This window comes from Mesorhizobium ventifaucium, from assembly GCF_935822925.1.
GTDB lineage: Bacteria > Pseudomonadota > Alphaproteobacteria > Rhizobiales > Rhizobiaceae > Mesorhizobium > Mesorhizobium ventifaucium.
The window spans coordinates 372,525-398,194 of the sequence record NZ_CAKXZS010000023.1 but is presented as its reverse complement, the minus strand read 5'-3'; the positions used below and the strand labels follow the sequence as shown (position 1 = coordinate 398,194).

Annotated in this window: 30 protein-coding genes; 12 read left to right on the top strand and 18 right to left on the bottom strand. The window is 61.3% G+C overall.

All coding sequences use genetic code 11. From position 1 onward, the window contains the following. Positions 1-534 precede the first annotated feature (534 nt). Positions 535-885, top strand: coding sequence for a hypothetical protein (locus tag NMG70_RS19910; RefSeq protein WP_254026114.1), 351 nt, complete (start codon positions 535-537; stop codon positions 883-885). Between the two features lie 165 nt (positions 886-1,050). On the opposite strand, the gene NMG70_RS19905 is transcribed toward NMG70_RS19910, so the two are convergent. After that, a complete protein-coding gene (locus tag NMG70_RS19905; protein WP_254026113.1) occupies positions 1,051-1,365 on the bottom strand; it encodes a hypothetical protein in 315 nt (104 codons plus the stop codon). A gap of 26 nt (positions 1,366-1,391) precedes the next feature. On the opposite strand from NMG70_RS19905, the gene NMG70_RS19900 reads away from it, so the two are divergent. The 5 genes from NMG70_RS19900 (at position 1,392) to NMG70_RS19880 (ending at position 3,763) form a co-directional block, all read left to right on the top strand. Further along, positions 1,392-1,847 (top strand): hypothetical protein, encoded by a 456-nt coding sequence (locus NMG70_RS19900; protein WP_254026112.1) that lies wholly within the window; start codon positions 1,392-1,394, stop codon positions 1,845-1,847. A 118-nt stretch (positions 1,848-1,965) separates the two neighbouring features. Then, a complete protein-coding gene (locus NMG70_RS19895) occupies positions 1,966-2,169 on the top strand; it encodes a hypothetical protein (RefSeq protein ID WP_254026111.1) in 204 nt (67 codons plus the stop codon). A gap of 442 nt (positions 2,170-2,611) precedes the next feature. Continuing rightward, on the top strand, positions 2,612-2,971 hold the full coding sequence (locus NMG70_RS19890; protein ID WP_254026110.1) for a hypothetical protein: 360 nt from the start codon (positions 2,612-2,614) through the stop codon (positions 2,969-2,971). After that, on the top strand, positions 2,911-3,339 hold the full coding sequence (locus NMG70_RS19885; RefSeq protein WP_254026109.1) for a hypothetical protein: 429 nt from the start codon (positions 2,911-2,913) through the stop codon (positions 3,337-3,339). The genes NMG70_RS19890 and NMG70_RS19885 overlap by 61 nt, the downstream gene beginning before the upstream one ends. Continuing rightward, the gene (locus NMG70_RS19880; RefSeq protein WP_436798425.1) at positions 3,314-3,763 is read left to right on the top strand and encodes a hypothetical protein; all 450 of its coding nucleotides are present in this window, start codon (positions 3,314-3,316) and stop codon (positions 3,761-3,763) included. Before NMG70_RS19885 ends, NMG70_RS19880 begins: the two co-directional genes overlap by 26 nt. A gap of 529 nt (positions 3,764-4,292) precedes the next feature. Here the strand turns inward: NMG70_RS19880 and NMG70_RS19875 are convergent. From NMG70_RS19875 to NMG70_RS19850, 6 genes are all read right to left on the bottom strand, one after another. After that, positions 4,293-4,586: a hypothetical protein gene (locus NMG70_RS19875; protein ID WP_254026107.1), complete on the bottom strand. Its 294-nt coding sequence runs from the start codon at positions 4,584-4,586 to the stop codon at positions 4,293-4,295. Positions 4,587-4,880: 294 nt separating this feature from the next. Continuing rightward, positions 4,881-5,018: a hypothetical protein gene (locus tag NMG70_RS19870; protein WP_254026106.1), complete on the bottom strand. Its 138-nt coding sequence runs from the start codon at positions 5,016-5,018 to the stop codon at positions 4,881-4,883. Between the two features lie 15 nt (positions 5,019-5,033). Beyond that, on the bottom strand, positions 5,034-5,366 hold the full coding sequence (locus NMG70_RS19865) for a hypothetical protein (protein ID WP_254026105.1): 333 nt from the start codon (positions 5,364-5,366) through the stop codon (positions 5,034-5,036). A 358-nt stretch (positions 5,367-5,724) separates the two neighbouring features. Beyond that, positions 5,725-6,081, bottom strand: coding sequence for a VOC family protein (locus tag NMG70_RS19860; RefSeq protein ID WP_254026104.1), 357 nt, complete (start codon positions 6,079-6,081; stop codon positions 5,725-5,727). A gap of 29 nt (positions 6,082-6,110) precedes the next feature. Continuing rightward, positions 6,111-6,509 carry an SRPBCC family protein gene (locus NMG70_RS19855; protein WP_254026103.1) on the bottom strand — a complete coding sequence of 133 codons (399 nt, stop codon included), beginning with the start codon at positions 6,507-6,509 and terminating at the stop codon, positions 6,111-6,113. 68 nt (positions 6,510-6,577) lie between these two features. After that, positions 6,578-7,375, bottom strand: a complete 798-nt coding sequence (locus tag NMG70_RS19850; RefSeq protein WP_254026102.1) for a helix-turn-helix domain-containing protein — start codon at positions 7,373-7,375, stop codon at positions 6,578-6,580. 375 nt (positions 7,376-7,750) lie between these two features. Between NMG70_RS19850 and NMG70_RS19845 the strand changes: the two genes are divergently transcribed. After that, positions 7,751-8,443: a TerC family protein gene (locus NMG70_RS19845; protein ID WP_254026101.1), complete on the top strand. Its 693-nt coding sequence runs from the start codon at positions 7,751-7,753 to the stop codon at positions 8,441-8,443. A gap of 209 nt (positions 8,444-8,652) precedes the next feature. Next, complete coding sequence (rimO, locus tag NMG70_RS19840; RefSeq protein WP_254026100.1) at positions 8,653-9,966, top strand: 30S ribosomal protein S12 methylthiotransferase RimO; 1,314 nt, start codon at positions 8,653-8,655, stop codon at positions 9,964-9,966. Between the two features lie 493 nt (positions 9,967-10,459). On the opposite strand, the gene NMG70_RS19830 is transcribed toward rimO, so the two are convergent. Both NMG70_RS19830 and NMG70_RS19825 read right to left on the bottom strand, forming a co-directional pair. Beyond that, on the bottom strand, positions 10,460-10,762 hold the full coding sequence (locus tag NMG70_RS19830; RefSeq protein ID WP_254026098.1) for a LysR substrate-binding domain-containing protein: 303 nt from the start codon (positions 10,760-10,762) through the stop codon (positions 10,460-10,462). Further along, complete coding sequence (locus NMG70_RS19825) at positions 10,696-11,130, bottom strand: LysR family transcriptional regulator (RefSeq protein WP_254026097.1); 435 nt, start codon at positions 11,128-11,130, stop codon at positions 10,696-10,698. Before NMG70_RS19825 ends, NMG70_RS19830 begins: the two co-directional genes overlap by 67 nt. A gap of 113 nt (positions 11,131-11,243) precedes the next feature. Here NMG70_RS19825 and NMG70_RS19820 point away from each other — a divergent pair, with 113 nt between their 5' ends. Continuing rightward, positions 11,244-12,551 (top strand): beta-propeller fold lactonase family protein, encoded by a 1,308-nt coding sequence (locus NMG70_RS19820; RefSeq protein ID WP_254026096.1) that lies wholly within the window; start codon positions 11,244-11,246, stop codon positions 12,549-12,551. A gap of 119 nt (positions 12,552-12,670) precedes the next feature. On the opposite strand, the gene NMG70_RS19815 is transcribed toward NMG70_RS19820, so the two are convergent. From NMG70_RS19815 to NMG70_RS19780, 8 genes are all read right to left on the bottom strand, one after another. After that, positions 12,671-13,738, bottom strand: a complete 1,068-nt coding sequence (locus NMG70_RS19815; RefSeq protein ID WP_254026095.1) for a BMP family ABC transporter substrate-binding protein — start codon at positions 13,736-13,738, stop codon at positions 12,671-12,673. Between the two features lie 51 nt (positions 13,739-13,789). Further along, positions 13,790-14,710, bottom strand: coding sequence for an ABC transporter permease (locus NMG70_RS19810; protein WP_254026094.1), 921 nt, complete (start codon positions 14,708-14,710; stop codon positions 13,790-13,792). Continuing rightward, positions 14,710-15,822 (bottom strand): ABC transporter permease, encoded by a 1,113-nt coding sequence (locus tag NMG70_RS19805; protein ID WP_254026093.1) that lies wholly within the window; start codon positions 15,820-15,822, stop codon positions 14,710-14,712. Before NMG70_RS19805 ends, NMG70_RS19810 begins: the two co-directional genes overlap by 1 nt. After that, the gene (locus NMG70_RS19800; protein ID WP_254026092.1) at positions 15,819-17,396 is read right to left on the bottom strand and encodes an ABC transporter ATP-binding protein; all 1,578 of its coding nucleotides are present in this window, start codon (positions 17,394-17,396) and stop codon (positions 15,819-15,821) included. Before NMG70_RS19800 ends, NMG70_RS19805 begins: the two co-directional genes overlap by 4 nt. Positions 17,397-17,625: 229 nt before the next feature. Further along, positions 17,626-18,603 carry a quinone oxidoreductase family protein gene (locus NMG70_RS19795; RefSeq protein WP_254026091.1) on the bottom strand — a complete coding sequence of 326 codons (978 nt, stop codon included), beginning with the start codon at positions 18,601-18,603 and terminating at the stop codon, positions 17,626-17,628. 51 nt (positions 18,604-18,654) lie between these two features. Next, the gene (gene pcsA / locus NMG70_RS19790; protein WP_301555165.1) at positions 18,655-19,491 is read right to left on the bottom strand and encodes a phosphatidylcholine synthase; all 837 of its coding nucleotides are present in this window, start codon (positions 19,489-19,491) and stop codon (positions 18,655-18,657) included. Continuing rightward, on the bottom strand, positions 19,488-20,102 hold the full coding sequence (locus tag NMG70_RS19785; protein WP_254026090.1) for a DUF1326 domain-containing protein: 615 nt from the start codon (positions 20,100-20,102) through the stop codon (positions 19,488-19,490). Before NMG70_RS19785 ends, pcsA begins: the two co-directional genes overlap by 4 nt. Positions 20,103-20,114: 12 nt before the next feature. After that, the gene (locus NMG70_RS19780; RefSeq protein ID WP_254026089.1) at positions 20,115-20,816 is read right to left on the bottom strand and encodes a DUF2182 domain-containing protein; all 702 of its coding nucleotides are present in this window, start codon (positions 20,814-20,816) and stop codon (positions 20,115-20,117) included. A gap of 298 nt (positions 20,817-21,114) precedes the next feature. Here NMG70_RS19780 and NMG70_RS19775 point away from each other — a divergent pair, with 298 nt between their 5' ends. Both NMG70_RS19775 and hspQ read left to right on the top strand, forming a co-directional pair. Then, complete coding sequence (locus NMG70_RS19775; protein ID WP_254026088.1) at positions 21,115-22,326, top strand: UbiH/UbiF family hydroxylase; 1,212 nt, start codon at positions 21,115-21,117, stop codon at positions 22,324-22,326. A 205-nt stretch (positions 22,327-22,531) separates the two neighbouring features. After that, positions 22,532-22,855: a heat shock protein HspQ gene (gene hspQ, locus NMG70_RS19770; protein WP_029352484.1), complete on the top strand. Its 324-nt coding sequence runs from the start codon at positions 22,532-22,534 to the stop codon at positions 22,853-22,855. A gap of 116 nt (positions 22,856-22,971) precedes the next feature. Here hspQ and NMG70_RS19765 read toward each other — a convergent pair whose 3' ends face one another. Continuing rightward, positions 22,972-23,601, bottom strand: coding sequence for an invasion associated locus B family protein (locus NMG70_RS19765; protein ID WP_254026087.1), 630 nt, complete (start codon positions 23,599-23,601; stop codon positions 22,972-22,974). A gap of 232 nt (positions 23,602-23,833) precedes the next feature. Here NMG70_RS19765 and NMG70_RS19760 point away from each other — a divergent pair, with 232 nt between their 5' ends. After that, on the top strand, positions 23,834-25,648 hold the full coding sequence (locus NMG70_RS19760; RefSeq protein ID WP_254026086.1) for an extracellular solute-binding protein: 1,815 nt from the start codon (positions 23,834-23,836) through the stop codon (positions 25,646-25,648). Positions 25,649-25,670: the final 22 nt, after the last annotated feature.

The following is a 25,670-nucleotide window of genomic DNA, read 5'->3' as shown; positions in this document are numbered from 1 at the left end:
CCTGCGCTCGAAGCAGCTGGCGTCAAGTTCATCCCAGAGAATTGGCGGCGGTCCCGGGGGACGACTCAGAAGTCAGCGGCACCCGCCCCTCACCTGCCCGGCGGCGACGCCGCATCAAAAACAACGAGATGTAGATGGACGAAAGTGTTCATTCGAATGATGCTATTGCGTTGTCTTGAGCGCAGGTTTTGCTCAGCCAGCACAGCGCCTCCTCTTAAGCCCGCTGGCGGTCAAGGCCCGGCGGCCTGCTGATAGTCCCCCAATAGGGCTGCCGGGCCGCTCGATCTTGCTCAATGGAAGGCGCGGACTTCCAGGATCCGGATTAGAACCACAAGCACACCAGCGGCATCATCTTTGGCGAGGGGCTCATCATGCAGCACCTGCCGCTGACGGGTGATGGCTGAAACGCAAAAAAGCCCCGCCGCTCCATTTGCGAAGCGGCGGGGCCCCCCCATTCGCCCCCCATTGCTGCCCATGCAATTGCGGTGCCAGACGTGTTGACCCATTGCGGCGCACCTTTAATGCCAGGACGGCTTGTTCACCCTAAAAGAGGGGCTGGATCGTGCGGGTCGATGGAGTATCGACTTTTTTGCCACAAAAGCTTTCCCGCCGGAACGCTTGCTCGTCTGGATGGTTGGTTGGGATGCAGGAGATGCAGGCGTGGCCAAGAAGCTGTCAATCGCCGAAACGTTGCGACGAACCTCTGACCAACTGAAGAGGATCCGGAAACACGTCGCCAATGGCGGTCACGTGGACCAGATGCAAGAGGTCGACGCCTTGGTGGGCCTCGCCAAAGAAGTGGCCGACCGGCAGCTGGCCGGGGTTGAAAGCCTGGCAGATGAAAACGATGGCTCTGTGCAAGACGATGACGATGCAAAGGACTGAGCGTTGTCGACCGCTCCTGACATTCCGCGATAACGGAATTACTTGATTTGCCAAGATCGGTACTATCCAACGCGGCGGACCCCAATCCGCCTGGCCGGCGCCGTCAAGCGTCCTTACCCCAACGCCCCCAAGCGGCGCCGGCCGTCTTAAACCGCGCGCTCGGCATCAAAGCGCGTCGGATTTGAACGGATTCATGCGACGCGCTTTAAGTTTTTGTTTTTTATGCAAGTTATCGCAAACCGCTGCGCACCCTCGCGTCAGGCCCTGGGTCAGGACCAAGGGCTTTTGCGCAACATGCATTGGGCCAAGAGACGCGCGGGTTTGACAGGGTCTTTCTGCAGCTTGCGGCAATCTGAACACACGCCACGCAATCGGGAGATTTCCATCGCTCTCGGCGGCCTTTAGCACCCTAGCTGCGATATCGCAGCGGATAATGGGATCGTCTGCCAAATGATCCATTGGATTCTGTTTGAAGAACATCTCCGTCCCCGCGCTTGGCGCTGAGAATGCTCAACGGAAACAGCTTTGAACAGTCGTCAAATGACGACCACAGACGAATTTTACGCCATCCCACGAAGGCACTTCTGGCGTCGCATGGAGCCGAGACGCGGATCCTGCCGTTGGTCGGCGTAACAAAAGCTTGTAGCTGGGAACAACCACTCAACGGCTCGCGTTTGTTGCGAAGGCCCGCTTCTTTTGCACGGGCAGCGAGCCTCGAAGGTTCGCAAATGCCGCGCCGGCGTTTCAATCGCACCCGCCTCAGCCCTCACGATTTGGCTATTTGTGAACGCGTGTTCGATCAGGTTTGCGCAGATGAACACATCGACCCTTTAAGCTGGGATGCCGAAGCCTTAGCGGTTATGATTGTCGCAATCTTCCGAAACATTACCACCAGTGAGCGCGAACTGCTGGAGAAGGTCAGGTCGCTTCGTCGTCCAAAGGGCGCAGAAACGGCGCGCTAGCTGGGCGGCGTCCCGAGACGAATCGTTCCAGTCCCGCTTTGGCACAGCCGGATTGGCATCTTAATTGCCCTTTGAGTCTCGCCAGAGTGTAGCCACAGCGCTTGCAAAGGAGATGGAAATGGGTTTGGCCGAAGACCTGTCTGATGTTGCCCTCGCATTCGATTGTCCGGATTGCTCCTATCCGGCGGTAAGGAAGGGCTCTGCGCTGAAAACGATCGCGCACTTCAGATGCGACGGGTGCAACGCCAAGGTGCGGATCACTTATCCGCAGAAACTGGCGATCTTCGAAAAGCACAAGCTATTGACTGCGCAAGGGGCATAGCAGTAACGCAACGTTGCTTATGCGGCTAACAGCCAGGTTCGACTTCCCTGTGATTCCAAGGGTTTTGACGGATTGATGAATTGATTTAGATGATGACGGGGAACCCGATCGCTCGGAAACAACTTGGCCGAGCATGGCTGCGCTGTGAAACGGATTTGACGGACGCCGAATGCCATGATTGGAACCGCAGCTCCCATCGCCTGCAAGGTGGATGAGGTAAACTTGCGATACCTCCGATCGAATTCAACTCCAGGTTGTTTGAATTTGATTTGCAACGGTCTGAAGGCGGACGGTTCGGTGAAACAAATTCTTAAAGTCCAGGATCGGAGCACGAAGCCGACGCGATGACCACGGCAATTAAGGACATATATCGGCCGCTTGCATTAACCGCGAGGTTGCTTGTCCAGTGCTGGCCGCAGCTATTGCTCGTCGGCTGCCTGGTATGATCGCTCATGGTCTGCTGCTTCAGGGCGCCGTGACGATCGGCCACCAATTCCCGCTGGGCGGAATGGTCATGCTGTCGCTGGTGGTCCTCGCTAAGCTGACGGTGCTGGTCACGATGTTCGTGGTGCTCCGGCCGCATATGCCGGCGGTGGCGGCACTGAGGCAAAAAGCCAAAAAGGGAGTGGACGAAACAAAGCGCGAGCCAGTCCTGGCGATTACCGCCGCTGCGATCCTGCCGTTCTTCGCCTATTATGCCGCCTGGGGTTTCTTGGGGATACGGTTCGCGAATATTCGCGCATGGCGCTCGCCCAAGCCGATCTCGGCAAGAGCGTCGACATCTTCGCCATTCTTCAGTTAAGCGGCGTGGCACTGTCGATCGTCATATGTTGGCTGGTGCGTTTGGCCGCCAAGCGACTGAATGCGCGCGCCTCTCACCCCTACTGGCGGCTGCTGATCGTAGCGACGGACGCAACCTGGGTCTTCATCGGCCTCTACGCGCTCGGCGTATGGAAGGACCAGTTCATCCGCTGGCTTGGGCGCAGGCGCCGCTCTGCAACAACTCAGCCTCGATTTGCTTGCGCCGATAAGCCAGGCGGCCGCGGCCGGCCAGTTCGTTCCCGTGGAATTCCGGCCGGTTCCCTTCGGCGAGCAGCTTCAGAATCTTTTCTTTTTCGCGTTGCTGCCGATTGTCTGGCTGGTGATGGCGGCGATCATCAACGGCTATGAACTTTCCGCGCCGGCCGCTCCCGGTCCCGCGCCATCGCGCGTAACCTCCTGGCAGAAGTGGCTGAAGGATTTCGCGTCTCACTTCGTTGGCGGCTACCGCAGCCGCTACTCGCCGGTCTGGACTTGCCTCAAGCTGACCCTCAGTGCCGGGCTTGCCACGCTTGTCACCTTCGTCATCGCCTATCAGGCCATTTCGTGGGCCGGCGCCTGGGCATGGTACGGCCTGACGAGGCTGATCGGAGCGCATGATCTCGGGACCTGGCAGATCTTCGCCGATGCCATCAGCCTGTTCATCGGCAGCCCAAGTGAACTCGACGGAGGACTCCTGCTCGACGCGGTCCGGGTCGCGCTGCTTGCAGCCGTGCTCGAGACCGCGGTCGCCCTGGCTGGCGAAGCGAATGGCGTCAAGTCCGCGGATCGCTGAATCTGAGATAACTCGGCAGCCCCGAGTAGAGGGCGATCGATAGCGTGAGGCTGTAGCGTGAGGCTGCTCGCCGCAGGCGGAATCGAAAAGCTGGCAGCCATCCGTGCCGGTTTGCCGGGCTCCGTCGCCGCGAATGCCATGCCGCCACACAGGGACCGTTGCTCGGCCTCCGGATACTGCTTCCTGACCACCGGATCGGCAAACAGGGTTGGCCGCCATTCGCGACCGCTGCCATCGGAAAGCCGCACCTCGCAAGGTACCGAGCCGAGCGCTTTCGGGTCAGCAGCGAGAGCTTCGAATTCGGCAAGCACGACGGCGCTTCCCGCGCTGCCTGCCAGTCTGGTGAAGCGTGTCACGGTCCATCTGGCGCCGGCATAATCGACCGGCTGGCCCAAGCTCGCAGATACCGGCTGGCGCGCATGTTGGGAGCGCCAGTCCTTGATGCTTCCCCACGTCTGCGCGGCCAGCGCGGCAGGCAGTGCGACCACCAGCGCCATCATGCTCAGCCAGTAGCCTCGCCGCGTTGACGTCACCTTTGCGGGAGAACAGTCCATGGCGGCCTCTCTTCGTTTCGGCGTATGGTGATTGCCGGCTCGATGTCTTTGCCGGAAACATTCGTGGCGACGCGGATCTCGTCGTCGAGCGGCAGCAATTTTGTGCGTGCGACCACGACGGTCCCGCCGGCGACGGCATCCTCCGGCACTTCGAACACCAGAAGGACCCGACGTGGCAGCCCGGGCTGGTAGACATCGCCCGGCATCATTTCGATCGTTGCCGGCACGCGGTCGGTCAGGACATACCGGACGCCACTGCGACTCAGCACTCGCCCGATGTGAGACCCAGGGTCTCGAATTTCGCCTCGGCCTCGCCTTCACCACAACCCAGACGCCGGAACTCGTGTAGGTCTTTGACTTGCCGAAGGTCTCGACGTTGAGAACATGCGACACCCTGGCGCTGTCCAGAGAAAGCGCGAAGGCGCGGGCCTCCACACGCTTGTTCATGCCGCCCGAAGAGACTATCGGCGATGTAATGTCGCTGTACAGCGGACGCGTATGCTGCATGCCGTAGAGCACGGCGGCAGCGAACAACAGCGCCAGCGCCGAACGCACCATCCCCATCATGGCGCCTTCTCCACCGGCAGATCGACCGTCGCAACGGGAACACGGTCGTACCACCCGCTTGCGCCGTAGAGATTGTCGCGCAACTTGTAGATCTGGCCGGTGACGGTGATCGTCACCTTGTCGGGCACGGGCACACCGGCCGGCCACTCCTAAGCCATGGTCAGGCGTTCCGGCATGTTGGGATTGAAATATCCCGCCAGATACTTGTCGCGATTGAGATAAACCGTTGGCATCGGCAGCCTTTGCGCCGGCGCGCTGAGCGTGACGACGCGATGGAGCACGTTGTTGGGGGTGGCGGAACGGTTCACCACATCCATATCCACCATCACAAGCTGCACGGGCCGCGATGGGGGAACGCCTGTCGGCGGCACGGTTCCGACACGTGCCGTTCGCAAGGTCACAAACCAGCGACCAGTATCGATCTGCTGGCCCGCCTGCACAACAGGCGCCTTTGGCGGGTGGGCAGCTTCGTAGAGCGTCATCGAAAACGAGATTGCCGATGCGGCCAGCCCGCCCAGGCCAGCGATCAAAAAAGCATACAGCCTTTGCCGTATTGTCGTTCGTGTCGGTTCCGTCATGCGCCGTGCGATATGCGATGGTCCTCTGGCCAGCCTTATACGATGCGAGAACAATTTGTTACAACAGCAGCGGCAGGCATCTCCAAGGGGTTCAGGGCGGGGACACCTGCCGCGCAATCGGTCCTTGGTGGCTCGCGCGGTCAGTGTTCAATCTCCGCTCCTGGCGCCGGGAGCGGCATTAGTCCCGATGGCCCCGCCTAAACCATTCGGCCCAACCATTCGATAGAGGCGCCGGGCTTGGCTCGGCGCCCCCTCACCTTCTTCACTTGTCCGACCACACCGCCAGCTCGTAACCATCCGGATCGGAAAAGTGGAAGCGGCGGCCGCCCGGGAAGGAATAGGCGGGCTTGACGATCTTTCCGCCGGCCTCCTCGACATGGCCCTGGGTCTCGTCGAGCTTGTCGGCATAAAGGATCACCAGCGGCCCGCCTGCCGCCTTGCGCTGGCCGCCGAGAGCGAAGCCGCCGGCCAGGCGGCCGTCGTTGAACTCGCAATAGCTCGGCCCGTAGTCCTTGAAGGACCAGCCGAACGCCTTTCCATAGAAGTCGCGCGAGCGCGCGATGTCGCCGACGGAAAACTCGACATAATCGATGCGCTTGTCGTTGCTGGATTTGGCCATGATCTTCTCCTTTCGCGGTTTTTGGATGCTCAGCGTTCGAGCATTCCCTTCAGGGTGTTGAGGTCACGCTGCACGGCCTCCGCGTCGGCAGCGAATATCTCCTCCGTCATGTCCGGCGTCCTCAAGAGCACGAACATGACCTCCGCGCCGGTCCCGTTGGCAACCACGCGCATCGCATTGCGGGTTTCCTTGTCCTCGGCAAAGACGATGTGATCGAGGACACCGTATTCGTTTGGCCGGGAGAAGCGGATGCGGATGAGCCGACCGTCGGGGTCCTCCGCGGTCCATTCCTCGCCTAATCGTTCGAAGCGCCTGCCGAGGCCTGCCGCCCAGCGCTGGAAATTCTCAGGGATAGAGGCGAAGTCATAGACTTCGCGCCAGTCCCGGTCGATGGACACGGTGATGATGCGGGATCTGTAGATGGTCATATCTGCCTCCTTTCAACGAAGGCAGACTAGGCCGAGTTGGCGGTCGCGTATTGAACGAAACGGTCAGCTCAGGCGCTGAGCTGTCGCAGAACCGTCGCCGGCGAGAAGCCCGACAGGCGCCGCACCTCGCGCGTCAGATGGGCCTGGTCGGAATAACCCGCCTCGAACGCAAGATCGGCCAGGCGCGGCTCGGTGGCCTGCCGCGCCAGGTTCAGGAACCGCTGGAAGCGGAGAATGCGGTCGAGCGTCTTCGGACCATAGCCGAAAGCTTCCCGGCAGCGGCGGCGAAGCGTTCGCGGGCTGACGTCGAGCCGGTCGAGGATCACCGCCATGCCCGGGCCGGCGGATTCGGTTCTCAGCGCGTTGAAGGCAAATCCCATGTCGGGAGGCGGCGGCTCGACATCTGGCGCAAGCCTGCACAGTGCCGCTTGCATCGCCCGCATCCGCCCCACCGTGGAGGACGCATCGCCAATTTTTTGGGCGATTTCGCGCGCCAGCGCTCCCCAGAAGTGGCTGAGCGCCACCCGGCCGCCGACGATTTCCGACATCGGCAGACCGAGCCACCGGCTTGCCGCACCCGGTCGGAAGCGGGAGCCGATAACCGTAGAGCCTGAAGTCAGCGTAGAGAGGGCAACCTCCACGTCGGGGCCCGCCACGACCAGATCGCCGTCGATCCAGGTGATGTCGACGCAGCCGTCGGGGACCACGGCCGATAGGCTCCCCGCGTCCGGTCGCAATGCCGCGTCCGGTCGCAATGTATTGGACCAGGCACATTGGAAATGCCCTTCGAGTGCGGCCGGAGGATCGAACTCGCGGTATTCCCCGATTGCCCCGGAAAGGACGGGTGTGTTGTCGTCAGACGTCACGAGCCTCTCCTGTGAGGAACACCCTCCAAGGCACCGTACTCTTCGGTACCCGAATAAGGCACTGTACTCTCCGGTACCCGAATAAGGCACTGTACTCTCCGGTACCCGAAATCTATTGCGGTGGCGGCACGCTTCAACCCTATCCTCGGCGGTTCAACCTGAGGTTGAGCCCTGCGCCGTGAGCGGGCGTCTGCGGTGCCTTGCGTGCTGACGACCGGGGCGTCGTTCGATCGGCAGCTTTCACTGGCTGCTGGCGATTTCGACCGCGACTGGCAGTTTGCCGTCTTTATCGCCATGGAGCCTTGACGCGCGGGAACCATACACGTTAGGCGTTCGGCGCGAACGATTGGCGACCAAGCAAGGAAATTCCAGCTGATGGAAATTTTTACCGCCGCTGGCCTCGCGGCCCTGCTCCAGGTCATTGCCATCGACCTTGTGCTTGCCGGCGACAATGCCATCGTCATCGGCCTTGCCGCGGCAGGCCTGCCGTCGGATCAGCGCAAGAAGGCGATTCTCGTCGGCATTGCGGCGGCCACCGTGCTTCGCATCTTCTTCGCCCTGATCACACAGTGGCTCCTCACCATCGGCCCCATTCTCCTGATAGCCGGCGGCCTGCTGCTGCTTTGGGTGTGCTGGAAGATGTGGCGCGAGTTGCGTGTCAGCTACGAGCAGGAACATGACGCGACGGAATCGTTGTCGAATGTCGATTACGACAAAAGCGGGACGATTGGCGGCAAAGGACCACGCAAGACCTTCGCACAGGCAGCCTGGCAGATCGTCATTGCCGACGTTTCGATGTCTCTCGACAACGTCCTTGCAGTCGCCGGCGCGGCGATGGACCACCCGACGGTCCTGATCATCGGTTTGGCGCTGTCGATTGCGCTGATGGGCTTCGCCGCTTCGTTTGTCGCTCGCCTCCTGCATAAGTACCGCTGGATCGCCTATATCGGCCTGGTGATCATTTTCTACGTCGCCGTGAAGATGCTTCTGGATGGTGCTGTGCAGCAGTTCCCCGAACAGTTTGCGTTCCTGGCGCCCTGGTTCGGCCGGGCGGTCATTGAACCTTAGCAGAGCAGGGAAACCTTAGCAGTGCCGGGAACCTTAGCAGTGCAGGTCCGCCCGAGCGGCGCCAAGCCATTCCTCGGTTTGCTTGATTGCGGAACTATGCTATTGCGCCGTGCAAATTGAGCTTCCGCGAAAGCTCAAAAGATCAACATGCATCGAGACTTCCGGGCCGGGCCTCAGGGTTTCCGGCCCGCGTCCATTGGAAACCGCACATGTCTGTCCCTCGCGTCAGTTTCGTCAGCCTTGGATGCCCCAAAGCCCTGGTGGATTCGGAGCGCATCATCACCCGCCTGCGCGCCGAGGGCTATGAGATCGCGCGCAAGCATGACGGCGCCGATCTGGTCGTCGTCAACACCTGCGGCTTTCTCGATTCGGCTCGCGACGAATCGCTCAATGCCATCGGCTCCGCCCTTTCGGAGAACGGCAGGGTCATCGTCACCGGCTGTCTCGGCGCCGAACCTGACGTCATCCGCGAAAAGCATCCCAACGTTCTCGCCATCACCGGTCCGCAGGCCTACGAGAGCGTGATGGCTGCGGTGCATCAGGCCGCGCCCCCGAGCCACGATCCCTATGTCGACCTTTTGCCGTCGCAAGGCGTCAAGCTCACGCCGCGCCACTATGCCTATCTCAAGATTTCGGAGGGCTGCAACAACCGCTGCACCTTCTGCATCATCCCGGCGCTGCGCGGCGATCTCGTCTCGCGGCCGGCGGCCGACGTGCTACGTGAGGCCGAGAAACTGGCCAAGGCCGGCGTCAAGGAAATCCTGGTCATCTCGCAGGACACCAGCGCCTACGGCATCGATATCAAGTACCAGGCCAGCATGTTCGGCGATCGCGAAGTGCGGGCCAAATTCCTCGATCTGTCGGAGGAACTCGGCAAGCTCGGCGTCTGGGTACGCATGCACTACGTCTACCCCTACCCGCATGTCGCCGATGTCATCCCGCTGATGGCCGAAGGAAAGATCCTTCCCTATCTGGACATCCCGTTCCAGCACGCCTCGCCGCGAGTGCTGAAGAACATGCGCCGGCCCGCCCATGGCGAAAAGACGCTCGACCGTATTCGCGGCTGGCGCGAAATCTGTCCGGATCTGGCGATCCGCTCCACCTTCATCGTCGGCTTCCCCGGCGAGACGGACGACGATTTCGAGATGCTGCTCGACTGGCTGGACGAAGCCAGGATCGATCGCGCCGGCTGTTTCAAATACGAGCCGGTCAGGGGCGCCCGCTCCAACGACCTCGGCCTCGAACAGGTACCGCAGGAAATCAAGGAGGCGCGCTGGCACCGTTTCATGCAGCGTCAGCAGAAGATCTCGGCGACGCAGCTCGCCAGGAAGGTCGGCAAGCGTCTGCCAGTGCTGATCGACGAGGCCCATGGCACCTCGGCGAAGGGCCGCACCAAGTACGACGCACCCGAAATCGACGGCTCGGTGCATATCCAGTCGCGGCGCCCATTGCGTGCCGGCGATGTCGTCACCGTCAAGATCGACCGTGCCGACGCCTACGATCTCTACGGCTCGGCGGTCTGACCGCCGGCGGGGTGAAGACCCCTTCTGCTAGAGCATTTTGCAGCCAAACGTCTTCGTTGGCGTCCGACAAAATGCGCTAAAATAGAGAGTTAGAGCGCGGTTTTGGTTCGACCAAAACGCAAAGCGCTCTAATGCATGTCGCTCAAAAGCATGCCCTCGGGCCTGACCCGAGGGTGTGCAGCGGTTTTGCGATAACGACATGCATAAAACAACAACCTAAAGCGCGTCGCGTGAGGCCGGTCAAACGCGACGCGCTTTTAGGACGTGACTGTTTCGCTTGCACGGATAAGCATCCGCCTGAGCCAGGCGTGACCGGGGTCGCTGTCGTTCCTCCGATGCCATAGCAGAGTTTCCTTATAACCGATGTAATCGAAGGGCAGCGGAAATGAGCGCACGCGCGGCCAATTCGTCAGCCGGATCACGTTTGCCGACAAGGTGCAGATCATGTCCGTCTGGGCGATGATCGCCGGCACGGCGAGCGCATAAGGCAGGCTCATTGCTTTGCTACGGTCCGCTTCAGGCCGCGGTCGTCCAGAAGGCGATCAATGTGGCCCTTCAGATCGCCGACATGAGTGACCAGCAAGTGCGGATACTTAAGAAAGAGTTCGAGCGTCATCGCGTCGCGGATCTCAGGATGCTCGGCCGAGACGATCGATAGCCAGTTCACGTGGAAGAGTGATGCACGTTTGATCGTCGTCGGCGCATCGGGCAGGATAGTGACCGCAAGGTCTATCGAGCCCTTGTCGAGACAATCGACGATTTCCTGTCGGTGTAGGCTGCGCAGGACGATCGACATTCTCGGCGCCGCTGAACGGAGCGCAGCATGGGCATCAAAGTCGCCGCGATGTGATCGGTGGTCGCGATCCTGAAGATGCGACCCCATCGCTCCGGCGAGAACTGGCCGAACCCACCCAGCGCATCCTGGATCTGGCGTAGCGCGGCCCGGATCGGATCGGCGAGGTCGAGCGCCTTTTCGGTCGGCCGCACGCCATCGGCATGACGGACGAAGAGATCATCGGCGAAGAGCCGACGCAGATGGGCGAGGCGCTTGCTCATCGCTGGCTGGCTCAGCCCGATACGGGCCGCCGCCCCGCTCACGCTGCCTTCACTGAGCAGAGCGTCGAAGGCGACAAGCAGGTTCAGATCGATCGAAGCCAGATTCATGCTGGACCTCCGAGCTCTTATTACTGAGAGGAATATTGAGATGTCAAATATCGATTTGACGACTGTAAGCGAACCCCGAACATAGGCGCCCTTCAATCAATATGGAGACATTGATGCGACGCTGTTCTCTCGCTGCTGTTGTTCTATTCCTGATGCCGAACCTCTCAAGCGCTCAGCCGGCCGAAAGTCGCGGAGAGACCGTGTTCGCGCTGTCGGATGTCGATATGGTGCCGACCGTCTACGAGACGGGCGAGCTCGGGCCTCCAGATCCTCACTATCGGGATACGCTGTCCATCATCACCTCGCCGACAGAGCGGTCTCGCTCTGTTGCGATGACGAAGGTTTCGAATTCGACCTATGGGCCGCCCGGAGCACTAGACGTCTCCCTGGATGGCCAGTTCGTTTTCGTCGCCGAAACCTTCCGTCAACGCTCCGAGCGGGCGACCCGCCTCGACGAGTTGCAGCAAGGCGACACGATCCGATCGCTCCAGTTCGATGGCGGCCACTCGGCGGTGGTCGACAGCGTGCGGATCGGAATCCAGCCGCAGGCGATCCATCTCAATCCTGCTGGCGATCTCATCGCCGCAATTGCTGCCGACGCCGAACACGAACTCACTTTCGTTCCGGTCAGGGAGGGTCGGTTCGGCCAAGTGTCCAGCTTCGGTCTCGGTCTTGAGCCGTCAACGGGTTTCATTCCATTGAAGGCGACCTGGGTGCAGTGGCATCCAAGCGGCCGGTATGTCGGGATCAATCTCGTCGACCGTGGTCAGGTTGCCTTCTACGAGGTGCTGCGCGGAGAGGACGGAACGGTTTCTGCTATTCGTCCCTGGGGCAATCGCATCCAGACGAACAAGTTCCCCTTTGTCGGCCGCTTTTCGCCAGACGGCCGCTACTACATCACCTCCGATGTTCAATGGGGAATCGATACGGCTGGTTTCTATGGCGTTCAGGAGGGCATTCTCACCACGGTCCGGCTTGCCGATGTCGGGACGACGGGCGACGCAGCAAGGCACACCGTGCCTCACATCGCGCTTGGTGGCTGGGGCGCCGAGACGATCGCCTTCAGCCCCGACGGCCGCTTTCTTGTCACGTCCAATCTTCGCGGCACCGGTAAGCCAGATGGCTTGCGCGACTGGACGGAGCACGCGTCGCTCAGCCTCTATCAGCTGGACACTGAAGCAGGACGGCTATCGCCGCACGGCGAATGGCCGATCGCAGGCGTGCTGCCGCAAGGACTCGCTTTTGATCGCACGGGACAAAAGCTCTTCGTTGGTGTGAACCGTTACCGCAATGAGGAAGCGCCGCTTGGCGGCGCCGTCGAGATATGGCAGATCACGACAGAGGGGCGGCGCCCGGCGCTCGCTCCCACATCGGATCGTATCAGGCTGCCGACGGGCGTTCACACGATAGTCGCCCGCTGAACTTTCGTGAGTGGGATTCGCAGCCGGGCAGTTAATCTTCGAAGCTCTGCAGATGAAGAGAGGGCGCCAAAGGCGCCCTCTCCTGTGCCGGCGAAAGCCGGCCGAGCCAAGGCTTGCGCTTACTGCGGCAGCTTGTCGTCAACGCCCTTGACGTAGAAGTTCATGCCGAGCAGCGTAGGGTCGTCGGCGACTTCGCCGTCCTTCAGCCACGGCGTGCCGTCCTGCTTGGCAATCGGCCCGGTGAACGGGTTCCATCCTTCGACAATCTTCTTCTCGGTGGCTTCCGCCATCGCCTTCACGTCGTCGGGCATGTTGGTGTAAGGCGCCATCTTAACGGCGCCGTCCTTGATGCCCAGCCAGACATTGCCGGGTTTCCATGTGCCGTCGAGTGCAGCATTCACCCGGCCGATATAATACGGCCCCCAATCGTCGACGATCGAGGTCAGCTGCGCCTTGGGGGCGAACTTGATCATGTCCGAAGACTGGCCGAAGCCCTGCAGTCCGCGCTCTTCGGCGACTTGCAGGGGAGCGGTCGAGTCGGTGTGCTGGACGATGATGTCGGCACCTTGGTCGAACAGAGCCTTGGCGGCATCGGCTTCCTTGCCCGGATCGAACCATGAATTGATCCAGACGATCTTCGCCTTGAAATCTGGCTTGATCGACTGGGCGCCGAGCATGAAGGAATTGATACCCATCACCACTTCGGGAATCGGGAACGAAACGATGTAGCCGGCGACGCCCGACTTCGACTGCTTGGCGGCGATCTGGCCGAGGATGTAGCGGCCTTCGTAGAAACGTGCGTTGTAGATGCCGAGATTTTCAGCCGTCTTGTAGCCGGTCGCGTGTTCGAACATCACGTCGGGGAATTTTTTGGCGACCTTCACTTCGGGGTCCATGAAGCCGAAGGACGTGCCGAAAATGATCTTGCATCCTTCGCGCGCCAGGCGCTCGAAGGCACGATCGGCATCGGGACCCTCGGAGACGTTCTCCAGATAAGCGGTCTCGACCTTGTCGCCGAGTGCCTTCTCCACGTCCAGGCGGCCCTGGTCATGCTGGTACGAATAGCCGAAATCGCCGATCGGGCCGGTGTAAACCCAGCAGGCTTTCAGCTTTTCCTGAGCTTCGGCGGTCGCCGCCACAGACAATGCTGCCGCTGCGGTCATCAGCGCAATAAGCAGTTTTTTCATCGTGTTACCTCTCTGAGTTAAGCCTTGGAGCTTCCCGTTTGTCTTTTATCGTCAACGATCCGGAACGAATGGCTGCCCCAAGGAAGCCGGTGTGTTCATCATCGTCAAACGCTTGTTGCGCGAGATTAGAACGAGAACCACGATGGTTGCCAGATAGGGCAACGAAGAAAGCAGTTGCGAGGGAACCGGAATGCCAAAAGCCTGTGCATGAAGCTGGCCGATCCAGACCGCGCCGAAGATATAGGCGCCCGCCAGCACCCGCCATGGCCGCCATGATGCGAACACGACCAGCGCCAGCGCGATCCAACCGCGTCCGGCGGTCATGTTCTCTACCCATTGCGGCGTATAGACCAGCGACAGGTGGCCTCCGGCAAGGCCGGCACAGGCGCCGCCGAAGATCACCGCCAGATAGCGGTAGCGGATGACCTTGATGCCAAGCGCATGGGCCGATGTGTGGCTGTCGCCGATCGAGCGCAGCGTCAGTCCGGTGCGGGTCTTAAACAGGAACCACATGACGGCGACGGTCAATGCAATCGAGATGTAGAAGATCGGGTCCTGGCCGAACAACAACCTGCCGATGACGGGGATCGCTGTCAGGCCGGGAATGTCGAGGTTTGGCAGCCTGGCGCCGGGCTGGCCGACAAAGCTGGTGCCCATCATGCCGGAAAGGCCGAGGCCGAGCAATGTCAGCGACAGGCCGGTCGCCACCTGGTTGGTGGCCAGCGACAATGTCATGACGGCGAACAGCAGCGAAAACACCGCACCCAGGGCGATCGCCGCCAACAACCCGATCCATGGCGATCCGGTGAGATAGCCGGCGCCGAAACCGCCGACCGCGCCCATGATCATCATGCCTTCGACACCGAGGTTGAGCACGCCGGAACGTTCGACCACCAGCTCGCCGATCGCTGCGATCAGCAAAGGCGTCGCCGCGGTCGCGATGGTCAAAAGAATGTTGACGGTGATGTCCATCAGCGGGCCTCCTCCAGCTTCGGCGCGGCTTCAAGCGTCGGCGTAGCCAAGCCGATCAGACGAATGCGGTAGTGAATGAGCGTGTCGCAGCCGAGCACGAAGAACAGGAGCATGCCCTGGAAGACGCGCGCCACCTTGTCGGAGATGCCGAGCGCGCTTTGTACCGCCTCGCCGCCGAGATAGGTCAGCGCCAGCACCAGGCCCGCCGCGACAATGCCTAATGGATTGAGCCGGCCGAGGAACGCCACGATGATGGCGGCAAAACCGTAGCCGGGCGAAATCACCGGCTGCAGCTGGCCGATGGCGCCGGAGACTTCCGAGATGCCGGCAAGTCCGGCCAGTGCCCCCGACAGCATGAAGGCGAAGAACACCATCCGGTTGATGCCGAAGCCGGCGAAGCGCCCTGCCCTGGGGCTTGAGCCGAGCACGCGGACCTCAAAGCCTTTCAGCATGCGGCTCATCAGGATCCAGACCAGCACCGCGGCGACCAGCGCGAACACGAAACCCCAATTGGCACGGCCGGAGGCCGGCATCAGTTCCGGCAATATCGCCGAGTCGTTGAACTGTATCGTCTGCGGGAAATTGAAACCCTTCGGATCGCGCCACGGCCCGCGCACCAGCCAGTCGAGGAACAGCTGCGCGACATAGACCAGCATCAGGCTGGTCAGGATCTCGTTGGTGTTGAAGCGCGCCTTGAGCAGGGCGGGAATGGCGGCGTAGGCGGCACCGCCGACCATGCCGAACAGCAGCATCAGCGGCAGCACCAGAGGGCCCTCAAATTGCGGGAACAGCACCGGAATGCTCGAGCCGACGATGCCGCCCAGGATGAACTGGCCTTCCGCGCCGATGTTCCAGATGTTGGCTCTATAGCAAACCGACAGGCCGACCCCGATCAGGATGAGCGGTGCCGCCTTGATCGCCAGTTCATGCAGCTGCCAGACCTGGCTGACAGGCTCGAGGAAGTAAATTTGGAACGCCTTCACAGGATTGACGCCAAGCAGTGCGAACAGGATGGCGCCGGCAATGATCGTCAGCACGAATGCAATGAAGGGCGACAGCGCCGAGAACAGCATCGAGCGCTGCGGCCGTTTGACGAGTTCGAGGCGCATCATGACGTCTCCAGAGCGTGTTCGGCGTGGCCCGGCTCGGCCCCGCCCATCAGCAGTCCGATCTTTTCGAACGTGGCCTCGACGATCGGCAAGGGCTTCGACAATTCGCCATTGTGCATCACCGCGATCGCGTCGGATATCTCGAACAATTCGTCGAGATCCTGGCTGATGACCAGCACTGCCGAGCCGCTGCGCGCCAATTCGATCAGCGTCTGCCGGATGTGGGCGGCCGCACCGGCGTCGACGCCCCACGTCGGCTGATTGACGACCATGACGCTTGGCCTGCGGTCGAGCTCGCGGCCGACAATGAATTTCTGCAGATTGCCGCCTGAGAGCGCTGCCGCCTCGGGGTCCGGAGCGCTCTTGCGCACATCCATCGCCTTGATGATGCGTTGGGCAGCGGCATAGATCGCATCGCTTTTGACCATTCCGCCGGCGCCGACAAACACCTTGCCGTCGGTGGCATGACGCGACAGCAGCAGGTTTTCCGAAAGCTTCATGCGGGGTGCTGCGCCGTGGCCGAGCCGCTCTTCCGGCACGAAGGCAGCGCCCATCAGCCGCCTGCCGGTGATGCTGAGGCCGCCGGCGTCCTTGCCGCGGATGCGCACCGAGGCGGCATCCTGCTGCGGCACCTCGCCGGAAACGGATTCGAAGAACTCGCCCTGGCCGTTGCCGGCGACGCCTGCAATGCCGATCACCTCGCCGGCGCGTACGGTCAAGTTGATGTTTCTGAGCGGGATCGAGAACGGCGTTGCCGGCTTGCGGCTGAGCGCGCGGATTTCAAGCAGCGGCTGCGCGGTCTCGATACCCTGGGCCGGTGCGCGCACCACGGCCTCCACGTCGTTGCCGACCATCATGCGGGCCAGCGATGCCGCGGTTTCCTTGCGCGGATTGCAATGGCCAACCACCTTGCCGTGGCGCAGCACGGTGGCCCGGTCGCAGATACGCTTGACCTCTTCAAGCCGGTGCGAAATGTAGAGGATGGACTTTCCTTCCGAGCGCAGCCGTTCGAGCGTCTCGAACAGCTTGTCGGCTTCCTGTGGCGTCAGCACCGAGGTCGGCTCGTCGAGAATGATGAGTTGCGGCGTCTGCAGAAGACAGCGGATGATCTCGATACGCTGTCGCTCACCCACCGAGAGGTCGCCGACCAGCGATTGCGGATCGAGCGGCAGGCCGTAGCTATAGGAAAGCGCCCTCGCCTTCGCGGCAATCGTGCTGATCGGCGAACCGTCGTCCAGTGACAGCGCGATGTTCTCGGCCGCCGTCAGTGCCTCGAACAGCGAAAAATGCTGGAACACCATGCCGATGCCAAGCTTCTTCGCAAAGCCGGGATTGGTGATCGTGACCGCCCGGCCGTTCCAGAAAATCTCGCCCGAATTGGGCTCCAGCGTTCCGAACAGCATTTTGACGAGCGTCGACTTGCCGGCGCCGTTCTCGCCGAGCAACGCATGGATTTCGCCGTTTGCGACGCTGAGATCGACATGGTCGCACGCTGTCAGTGTGCCGAACGTCTTGGTAAGGCCACGAACCTCAAGCAGGTTTGCGTCGTCCTGATTTGCACTCACAGTGCCTCCCATCTGGTTTGCCAGATATGTTCTGTGTTCCCGCAGGCATGGTATGCGCGGCCTGCTGTCATCGCAAAGCGGCACCCGTCTTGAAAGAGCTTCAAGAATTTCAGCGGAAACCTAACGCATCGGCCCGAAAATCGAAATCGATTTTCGGAAAGCACGATGAGTAGACTCAAAATGTTGGAGCGTGCTTTTGTGCGTCCAAGTGGACGCTCTTCGCTCTAAGCGATAGCAAGGCTCAGGGGATAAGAATGGTTGTCCCGGTTGTCCTGCGGCCTTCAAGGTCGGAATGCGCCTTGCCGGCGTCCTCGAGCGCGTAGCGCTGGTTGATCTTTATCTTGACCGCGCCGCTGAGCACGATTTCGAACAGCGCGGCGGCGGATGCTTCCAGGTCTTCGCGCTTGGCGTTGTAGACGAACAGCGTCGGACGGGTTGCGAACAGCGAACCTTTTTGCGCCAGCAGCGACATGCTGAACGGCGGGACCGGTCCCGACGATTGACCGAAGCTGGCGAACATGCCGAGCGGCTTCAGGCAGTCGAGCGAGGCCGGAAAGGTGTCGTTGCCGACCGAATCATAGACGACGTCGCACTTCTTGCCGCCGGTGATGGCGAGGACGCCGGCGACGAAGTTCTGCTCGCGGTAGTTGATGACATGGTCGAAGCCATGCGCCTTGGCGAGCTCGATCTTGTCGGCGGAGCTGGCGGTGCCGATCACGGTTGCGCCAAGATGCTTGGCCCATTGGCCGAGGATCAGCCCGACACCGCCGGCCGCCGCGTGAAACAGAATCGTGTCTCCCGCCTTCACCTTGAAGGTCCGGCGCAGCAGATATTCCGCCGTCATCCCTTTCAGCATCATGGCGGCGGCCTGTTCGTCGCTGATGCCGTCCGGCACCTTGACGACGCGATCGGCGGCGATCACGCGCTGCTCGGCATAGGCGCCAGTCGTCACGGCGTATGCGATGCGATCGCCCGGCTTCAGCCAGTCGATATCCGCGCCCACTTCCACGACCACCCCAGCCGCCTCGCTGCCGGGTATCAGCGGGAAACCGCCTGGCGGCGGGTAAAGGCCGGAGCGATGGTAGACGTCGATGAAATTGAGGCCGATCGCCGTGTGCCTGACCAGGATTTGCCCCGAGCCGGGTTGTCCCGGATCGGCGTCCTCATAGGTCAGGACCTCCGGACCGCCATGGGCGTGGATGCGTATTGCTTTGGACATTGATGGGGCTCTCTTGGGACCAGACTCTCTTGCGACCAGACTCTCTTGGGATCAGGTTTTCTTGGCGCCGAGCGTTGGAAAGAGCTGCATGATACCGCCGATGCATGCGAGGTAAAGTCCGGTGACCGTGATGCCGATCTTGGTGAAGACACTCACCTGCTCGCCCAGGACGCCGATCTGGTCGTAGAAGGCGGCAAGCGCTGCCTGCGCCAGCGCCAGCGCTCCGAAAGCGCACCATAGCAGCGTCATGCCAAGGTTGATCGGCCGCAGCCGCACCACCCGCACCGGGTGGATGAAATTGATCGGCACAAAGGTCAGGACGCCGGCCACCACGACCACGGCGAAGGAAACCCATTGTCCCGGCTCGATGACGAACAGCGTGAACACCACCATGTTCCAGACCACGGGAAACCCCTTGAAGAAATTTTCCTTGGTCTTCATCCCGGTGTCGGCATAGTAGATCGCGCTCGATACGACGATGATCGCCGCCGACAGGAACGACAGGCCCTCACCCATGAAGCCGCGCTGGTAAAGCGCGAAGGCCGGTATCAGCACATAGGTGACGTAATCGATGATGTTGTCGAGGAGTTCGCCCGACCACGTCGGCAGGATTTCCCTGACCTCGAGTTTCCTGGCGATCGGCCCGTCGATGCCGTCGACGAACAGCGCCAGCCCCAGCCACCAGAACATCGCCGTCCAGCGCTGCTCGCTCGCTGCCACCAGCGACAGGAACGCCAGGAACGAGCCCGACGCGGTCAGCAGATGGACCGAAAACGCGCGCGCCTGCGGCCATGTGACTTTCTTCTTCGGCCTCGGAATCCTGTCGGCGATTTTCCTGGCCGTGATTTTTCCGGCCGTGATTTTTCTGGCCGTTGTTTTTTTGCTCACGGGCCCCGCCAGTCCAGCTTGCAGATTTCGGCCGAGCGGCCGGCAAAATTCCAGTTGCGGCCGAAGGCCCGCATCTTGCTCTTGTCGGAGCTGGCGACGATGATTTCCGGTGCGATCCAGTACTCCGAATTACTGATCACCGTATCCTCGTCGCGGTCCTTGCCGGAAGTCGGCGTCACCGCCCCATCGATGATCTTCGGGATCTGGAAGATCCGCGTCCTGTCGCGCGTCTCATAGGTGATCGGCGCTTGCTCGACGCCGAGGAACTTTCCGACCAGGATGGCTAGCAGCGAGGTGGTTCCCCCAGCCTTGCCGGTGAAAATCCTGGTCAGCGCCCTTACAGCGTAGACTGAGGCGCGCTTGTCGATGAACAATCCGGCGGTCCAGTTGCCGCGGCTCATATAGCCGGGGATTTCCATGACCAGCCCAAGATTGAGGCCGGACAGGTCGACCTCGCCGAAATGGCCGGCATCGATGCGGAACCCCGCCCAGGTCTGACAATAGCCCTCGGTCGGCGGGTGACTGCCGAGGGACAGCACGCAAGGACAAAAAACCGTGCAATTGCAGGAGAGCACCAGCTCTCCTTTCATTGCCCAGCCTTGATCCGCCATCGAATTCTCTCCCTATGCCGAGACTACTAGCAGGGCGGTTGCCCAGACAAGCAGTATCGCACCGGCGAGCCGGGTTGGCAGCCTGCCCGCCGACTGTTTTTCGACCAAGGTGAACAGGCCGATCAACGCCAACCAGAACACGTTCATCACACCGACGGCGAACATCACCAGCATCAGCGCCCAGCAGCAGCCGAGGCACCAGACACCCTGCGCCATGCCGAGCCGGAAAATGCGGCCGGGCCTCGCGCTCCAGTTCGAAAACAGGATCGAGAACGGGCTTTTGCATTTTGTCAGGCAGGCTTCCTTTAGGCCGCTGAACTGATAGAGGCCAGCAGCCAAAAGCGCGACTGCTCCGGTCGCTCCGACCACCGGATCGAGCATCTGCACAGATGAGGCGAAGGCGTGAACGATGAGCGTCAGCGCCGCAAACACTGCCGACGCAGCCAACCACACGCTGAGGTAACCGGCGACCAGGATCAGCGGATGGACGACCGCTTCGCCCTTGATCCGCGCGGTATCGGCAATCTCGCAATAGGTGCGGATCATCGGCGCCGCCGAAGGCAGCATGGTGGCGACCGCCATCAGGAACCACATGATGATGAGCGCTCCGGCCTGCGCGCCGAGGCCCCCGTCGAGCGGCGCAGGTGCAAGACAAAGGGTGAAGAAGCGCTCGAGAAGATCCGGCAGCGGCAGCCCCGGCAGGTACCTGAGCATCGTGTCACCGGGTGCATCGATGCCCGGTACCCGACTTTCGGCGCCACGTATGGCCATAGCCCCAAGAAGCAGCCATGCCAGGACGACGCTCCGCCCAGAACGATGTTCACCGCCAGTCGAGGATTGCGCGAGACGCTCGCCGCGGCGCGGCCGAAACGGTCGAGATGACTGAAATCATGGTCTTCGGCGGTCATGGCAATCGAATGGGCCGAATCGCCGCGTTGATCAAGCCGCATGATCTGATCTATATGCTCATCAGGTCGGACCGACCGCCTCGCATCGCAACCGGGAAGCCGAATTGGACCGTCGGGAAACAGCACGGATACTGGTCGCCGGCAGTGGCCCGGCAGGGCTGATTGCAGCGCTTGGTTTCGCAGACGCCGGCTTTCCCGTGACGCTCGTCGGACCCGAGGCAAATAGCCAGGACGGCCGCACGACGGCCCTGATGAATCCGGCCCTGAAGATCCTCGAGCGGTTGGGCGTCCTCGATGCGGTGAGGTCCCAGGCCGCGCCGCTGAAGGTGATGCGCATCGTCGATGCAACCAGCCGGCTGATCCGCAGCCCGGTGGTCATTTTCCGCGCCAGCGAAATCGGCGAGGAGCAGTTCGGGCTGAATTTACCCAACAGTGCGCTCAACCCCGCACTTGCCAGTGTTGTTGCCGCGCATTCCGGCATCGAATGGCGAAATGCGATGGTGGAGACCTGGCGCCTCGAGGGCGACCATGCGCATGCGATCCTGTCTGACGGCAGCGAGGCCACAGCATCGCTGGCCGTCGCTGCAGATGGCCGTTTGTCGCCGGCCCGCGAGGCTGCCAACATCTCGACATCCGCGCGGCCCTACCCGCAGGCGGCATTGGTTCTCAATTTCGGCCACCGCAGCGACCACGCTTTCACCTCAACCGAGTTCCACACCGAGACCGGCCCGTTCACCCAGGTTCCCCTGCCCGGCAACCGGTCCAGCCTTGTCTGGATGGTAGAGCCGGAAACGGCGAAGGAACTCGCCGCACTGGACGACGCGGCGCTTTCGATGCGGATCGAACAGCGGATGCAATCGATGCTGGGCCGGGTTTCCGTCGAACCCGGCCGGCAGATCTACCAGCTTTCCGGCGTGACGCCGCGGTGCTTCGCGCGCAACCGGGTGGCACTTGTCGGCGAAGCCGCCCATGTGTTTCCGCCGATCGGCGCGCAAGGTCTCAACCTTGGTGTCAGGGATATCGATGATTTGGTTGGAATTGCTTGCAAAAACAGGGACGACCCAGGCGCCGTCAAGGCACTCGCAGCCTATGATTTCAAGCGCCGGCCCGACATCCTGGCGCGCAGCAATGCGGTCAACCTGCTCAACAAGTCGCTGCTCTCGCAGATGCTGCCGGCACAGATGGCGCGCAGTGCTGGCCTTGGCGTGCTCGGCGGCTTCGCGCCGCTCCGCGCCTTTTTCATGCGCGAGGGGCTGCGGCCCGGCAGTGGTTTTGCGGCGCTCGCCGGCGGCTTAAGGAAACAGATCAGGCGCTAGCACGTCCTCGGGCCGGCTGGCCGTAGCTTGGGAGGGCGTCAAGCGCTTCGGCATTGAATTCATGCGGCGTCTGCGCCAAATAGGTCAGGTATCAGCCATAAGTCGGGCTCGATTTTTTGAAGCGTAACGCGTAAATTCAAGGTCTTAGAGAGTCTTTGCGCATTCCAAGGACGCGGCACTCTAGGACTTAGTGGTGAGTACCATGATGAAAACAGCCAAATTTTCGATCGGACAGGTCGTTCGCCACCGGCTGTTTCCGTTCCGCGGCATCATTTTCGATGTCGACCCGCAATTCGCCAACACCGACGAATGGTACGAGGCGATCCCGGCGGATGTGCGGCCGCGCAAGGACCAGCCCTTCTACCACTTGCTCGCCGAGAATTCGGAAACGGAATACATCGCCTATGTGTCTGAGCAGAACCTGCTCGAGGATCAGTCTGGCGAACCGGTGCGGCATCCGGAGATCGGCGAGATGTTCGACAAGAGGCCGGACGGCCGCTACGAGCCGAGACGCCAGTCAAGACATTGACCTGACGGATTGCGGGCCTGATGGGATCAAGAAATGGCCGGCCGGAACAAAAAAGCGGGGCATGACCCCGCTTTTTTGTTGGCTTGAGAAATTGTCTTTTTTGCCCCGAGGGGCGATCAGTTGGCGGTCTTCGCCTTGTCCTGCTCTTCCTTGAGCTTCTTGGCGAAGTCCTGATTGTTCTTGGCAACGAAATCCTGAAGCTTCTTCTGCCGATCCTCGATGTCCGACTGCTGCAGCGGCGGCCCGTCGAAGGCGCCGCTGAAGCCGGTCAGCGCGATCTTGATCGGGTTCGGCTGGTTCTGGAAATTGACCGAGGTCAGCGTCAGGTTCGAACCCTTCTTGAAGGAGGCGATGAGCTGGTCGGTCAGCGGCACTTCCGCCACGCAGCGGTCGGGGAAGCAGATCACATAGTCGAGCTTCTGCGCCTTCCCGGTGTCGATCTGGAGGCCAATGCCGGGAGGAACCAGGCGACCGGTCGGAACCGTCACCTGGAACACCTTGCGGTTTACCTTGCCCTTCAATTCGATCAGGCTGACGCCGGTGACGAGCTGGCCGTTGCCGGCAGTGGTGATGTTCTGGACATTGCAGATGTCGACGTCTTCCTGCTTGGTGCAGGCTTTGAACCAGCCCTGCGGAATCTGCTGTTGCTGCTGCGCAAGAGCAGCGGGAAGCTGTGCGCCCAGAAAGCCGACCACGCCAGCGGCCATGACCGACAGGCGGTACGCGTTGCTGTTCAGGCTCGTCATATCGTGCACTTCCTCTCAAATGATCCCGGGACCGGCTTCTTCGCGCCGTGTGGTCCAGCTACCTGTTGCCGAAATGAGGCAACAGAATGACTTCGGACGGCGTGTTACACTGCAAGCGGTGCCGAATCCAGCCCGATACCCGCAATTCTTAAGCTCGCGATTGGCCGGGAGGCGGTCGGCTCATGTTAGGGTGCGCTCCGAATCATCAAGCCGACCCAGTAAGGAGACGGTCATGGGCCGCGTTCTTGTTTGGCTGATCGCCGCGATTATCACCCTTTCGTTTCAACCAGCCTTGTCGGCGCCGAAACACGCGATCGCCATGCAAGGCGAGCCGGCGCTGCCGGCCGACTATGCGCATTTCAACTACGTCAATCCCGCTGCGCCGAAGGGCGGCAGCATCACCTATTGCGTCGTTGGCAGCTTCGACAATCTCAACCCGTTCATCCTGAAAAGCCTGCGCACGACGGCACGCGGCATGATCGACAGGATCTTCGGCAATCTCGTCTTCGAGCCGTTGATGCAGCGCAATGACGATGAAGCCTTCAGTCTTTACGGCCTGCTTGCCGACACTGCCGACATGGATCCGGAGCGCAAGAGCATCGAATTCCACCTCGATCCGAGGGCCAAATGGTCTGATGGCCAACCGGTGACGGCGGAAGACGTGCTGTTCACCTACGACGTCTTTACGGAGAAAGGCCGACCACCCTACAGCGCCCGTATGAGCATGGTCGCCAAACTGGAAAAAATCGGCGACCGCAGCGTGCGTTTTACATTCAACGACAAGGCTAACCGCGAGACTCCGTTGGTTATCGCGATGACGCCAATCGTGCCGAAGCACGCTTTCGACAAGGAGACCTTCGACAGGACCACGCTGAAACCTTTGATCGGCAGCGGCCCCTACACCGTGGCGCACGTGGCGCCCGGCCAGCGTATCGTGTTCAAGCGCAACCCAAATTATTGGGGCAAGGACATCCCCGCCAAGCGCGGTTTCGACAATTACGATCAGATCACCATCGAATATTTCCTCAATGCCAACGCCAAGCTGGAAGCTTTCAAGAAAGGCATCTGCGCTATCGCTGACGACAGCGATCCGGTCAAGCGCGAGCGCGATCTCGACTTCCCGGCCTTCCACAAGGGCGACGTGATCGCCGAAACGTTCGACACCGGCATCCCGCCAGTGGTGACGGGGTTCCTGTTCAACACACGGCTGCAGAAGTTCTCCAATCCGGAGGTTCGACGCGCGCTCGGCATGCTCTACGACTTCGAATGGGCCAACAAGAACCTGTTTGGCGGCAAGTACATGCGCACCATGAGCTATTGGCAGAATTCCGAGCTGTCGGCACTCGGCCACCCGGCCAACGACAGGGAAAAGGCGCTCCTGGTACCCTACCCGGGCCGTGTGCCAGCCGATGTCATGGACGGCAGCTGGCGGCCACCCGTCACCGACGGCTCGGGCCAGAACCGCAAGGTGATGAAAGCTGCCTTCGACATATTCAAGGGCGCGGGCTATGCCTTGCAGGATGGAGTGATGCTCGATCCCGGGGGGAAATCCTTCGGCTTCGAGATCCTGACCGCCTCCCAGAACGAGGAGCGCCTTGCCGCCATCTACCAGCGCACGCTTGCGAAGATCGGCATCGATGTCACCATCCGCAGCCTTGATGGCGACCAGATCCAGTCGCGTAAGCAACGTTTCAATTTCGAGGTGCTGATCGGCACCAGCGGCTTCGAGAACTCGCTGTCGCCCGGCATCGAGCAGTTCGGGCGCTGGGGATCGGCTGCCGCCAATGCCGAAGGGTCGTTCAACCTTCCCGGCGTCGCCGATCCGGCGATAGATGCAGCACTTGAGGCGATGGTCGACGCCCGCAGCCGCGAAGATTATGTTGCCGCCGTCCGGGTCCTCGACAGGTTGTTGATCTCCGGCCACTACATGGTTCCGATGCAGCACAATACGCAGCAATGGCTCGCCTACTGGAGCTATCTGGAACATCCGCGAAAGACCCCCATTTCCGGTTATCGACTGCCGACATGGTGGCGCAAGCCGAAGTGACCTCTTCGGAACAGGAGATCAA

Bases quoted from the DNA above. Each gene is read 5' to 3' on its own strand.
- NMG70_RS19805 (WP_254026093.1), bottom strand. From the start codon at position 15,822: ATGATGCGCCTCGAACTCGTCAAACGGCCGCAGCGCTCGATGCTGTTC.
- NMG70_RS19880 (WP_436798425.1), top strand. From the start codon at position 3,314: ATGGCGGCGATCATCAACGGCTATGAACTTTCCGCGCCGGCCGCTCCC.
- NMG70_RS19785 (WP_254026090.1), bottom strand. From the start codon at position 20,102: ATGGCGGATCAAGGCTGGGCAATGAAAGGAGAGCTGGTGCTCTCCTGC.
- NMG70_RS19845 (WP_254026101.1), top strand. From the start codon at position 7,751: ATGGAAATTTTTACCGCCGCTGGCCTCGCGGCCCTGCTCCAGGTCATT.
- rimO (WP_254026100.1), top strand. From the start codon at position 8,653: ATGTCTGTCCCTCGCGTCAGTTTCGTCAGCCTTGGATGCCCCAAAGCC.
- NMG70_RS19830 (WP_254026098.1), bottom strand. From the start codon at position 10,762: ATGTCGATCGTCCTGCGCAGCCTACACCGACAGGAAATCGTCGATTGT.
- NMG70_RS19825 (WP_254026097.1), bottom strand. From the start codon at position 11,130: ATGAATCTGGCTTCGATCGATCTGAACCTGCTTGTCGCCTTCGACGCT.
- NMG70_RS19860 (WP_254026104.1), bottom strand. From the start codon at position 6,081: ATGGCCAAATCCAGCAACGACAAGCGCATCGATTATGTCGAGTTTTCC.
- NMG70_RS19905 (WP_254026113.1), bottom strand. From the start codon at position 1,365: ATGTTCTTCAAACAGAATCCAATGGATCATTTGGCAGACGATCCCATT.
- NMG70_RS19885 (WP_254026109.1), top strand. From the start codon at position 2,911: ATGGCGCTCGCCCAAGCCGATCTCGGCAAGAGCGTCGACATCTTCGCC.
- NMG70_RS19815 (WP_254026095.1), bottom strand. From the start codon at position 13,738: ATGAAAAAACTGCTTATTGCGCTGATGACCGCAGCGGCAGCATTGTCT.
- NMG70_RS19810 (WP_254026094.1), bottom strand. From the start codon at position 14,710: ATGGACATCACCGTCAACATTCTTTTGACCATCGCGACCGCGGCGACG.
- NMG70_RS19900 (WP_254026112.1), top strand. From the start codon at position 1,392: ATGCTCAACGGAAACAGCTTTGAACAGTCGTCAAATGACGACCACAGA.
- NMG70_RS19760 (WP_254026086.1), top strand. From the start codon at position 23,834: ATGGGCCGCGTTCTTGTTTGGCTGATCGCCGCGATTATCACCCTTTCG.
- NMG70_RS19890 (WP_254026110.1), top strand. From the start codon at position 2,612: ATGATCGCTCATGGTCTGCTGCTTCAGGGCGCCGTGACGATCGGCCAC.
- NMG70_RS19895 (WP_254026111.1), top strand. From the start codon at position 1,966: ATGGGTTTGGCCGAAGACCTGTCTGATGTTGCCCTCGCATTCGATTGT.
- NMG70_RS19865 (WP_254026105.1), bottom strand. From the start codon at position 5,366: ATGACGCTCTACGAAGCTGCCCACCCGCCAAAGGCGCCTGTTGTGCAG.
- NMG70_RS19800 (WP_254026092.1), bottom strand. From the start codon at position 17,396: ATGGGAGGCACTGTGAGTGCAAATCAGGACGACGCAAACCTGCTTGAG.
- NMG70_RS19820 (WP_254026096.1), top strand. From the start codon at position 11,244: ATGCGACGCTGTTCTCTCGCTGCTGTTGTTCTATTCCTGATGCCGAAC.
- NMG70_RS19765 (WP_254026087.1), bottom strand. From the start codon at position 23,601: ATGACGAGCCTGAACAGCAACGCGTACCGCCTGTCGGTCATGGCCGCT.
- NMG70_RS19795 (WP_254026091.1), bottom strand. From the start codon at position 18,603: ATGTCCAAAGCAATACGCATCCACGCCCATGGCGGTCCGGAGGTCCTG.
- hspQ (WP_029352484.1), top strand. From the start codon at position 22,532: ATGAAAACAGCCAAATTTTCGATCGGACAGGTCGTTCGCCACCGGCTG.
- NMG70_RS19780 (WP_254026089.1), bottom strand. From the start codon at position 20,816: ATGCTCAGGTACCTGCCGGGGCTGCCGCTGCCGGATCTTCTCGAGCGC.
- NMG70_RS19855 (WP_254026103.1), bottom strand. From the start codon at position 6,509: ATGACCATCTACAGATCCCGCATCATCACCGTGTCCATCGACCGGGAC.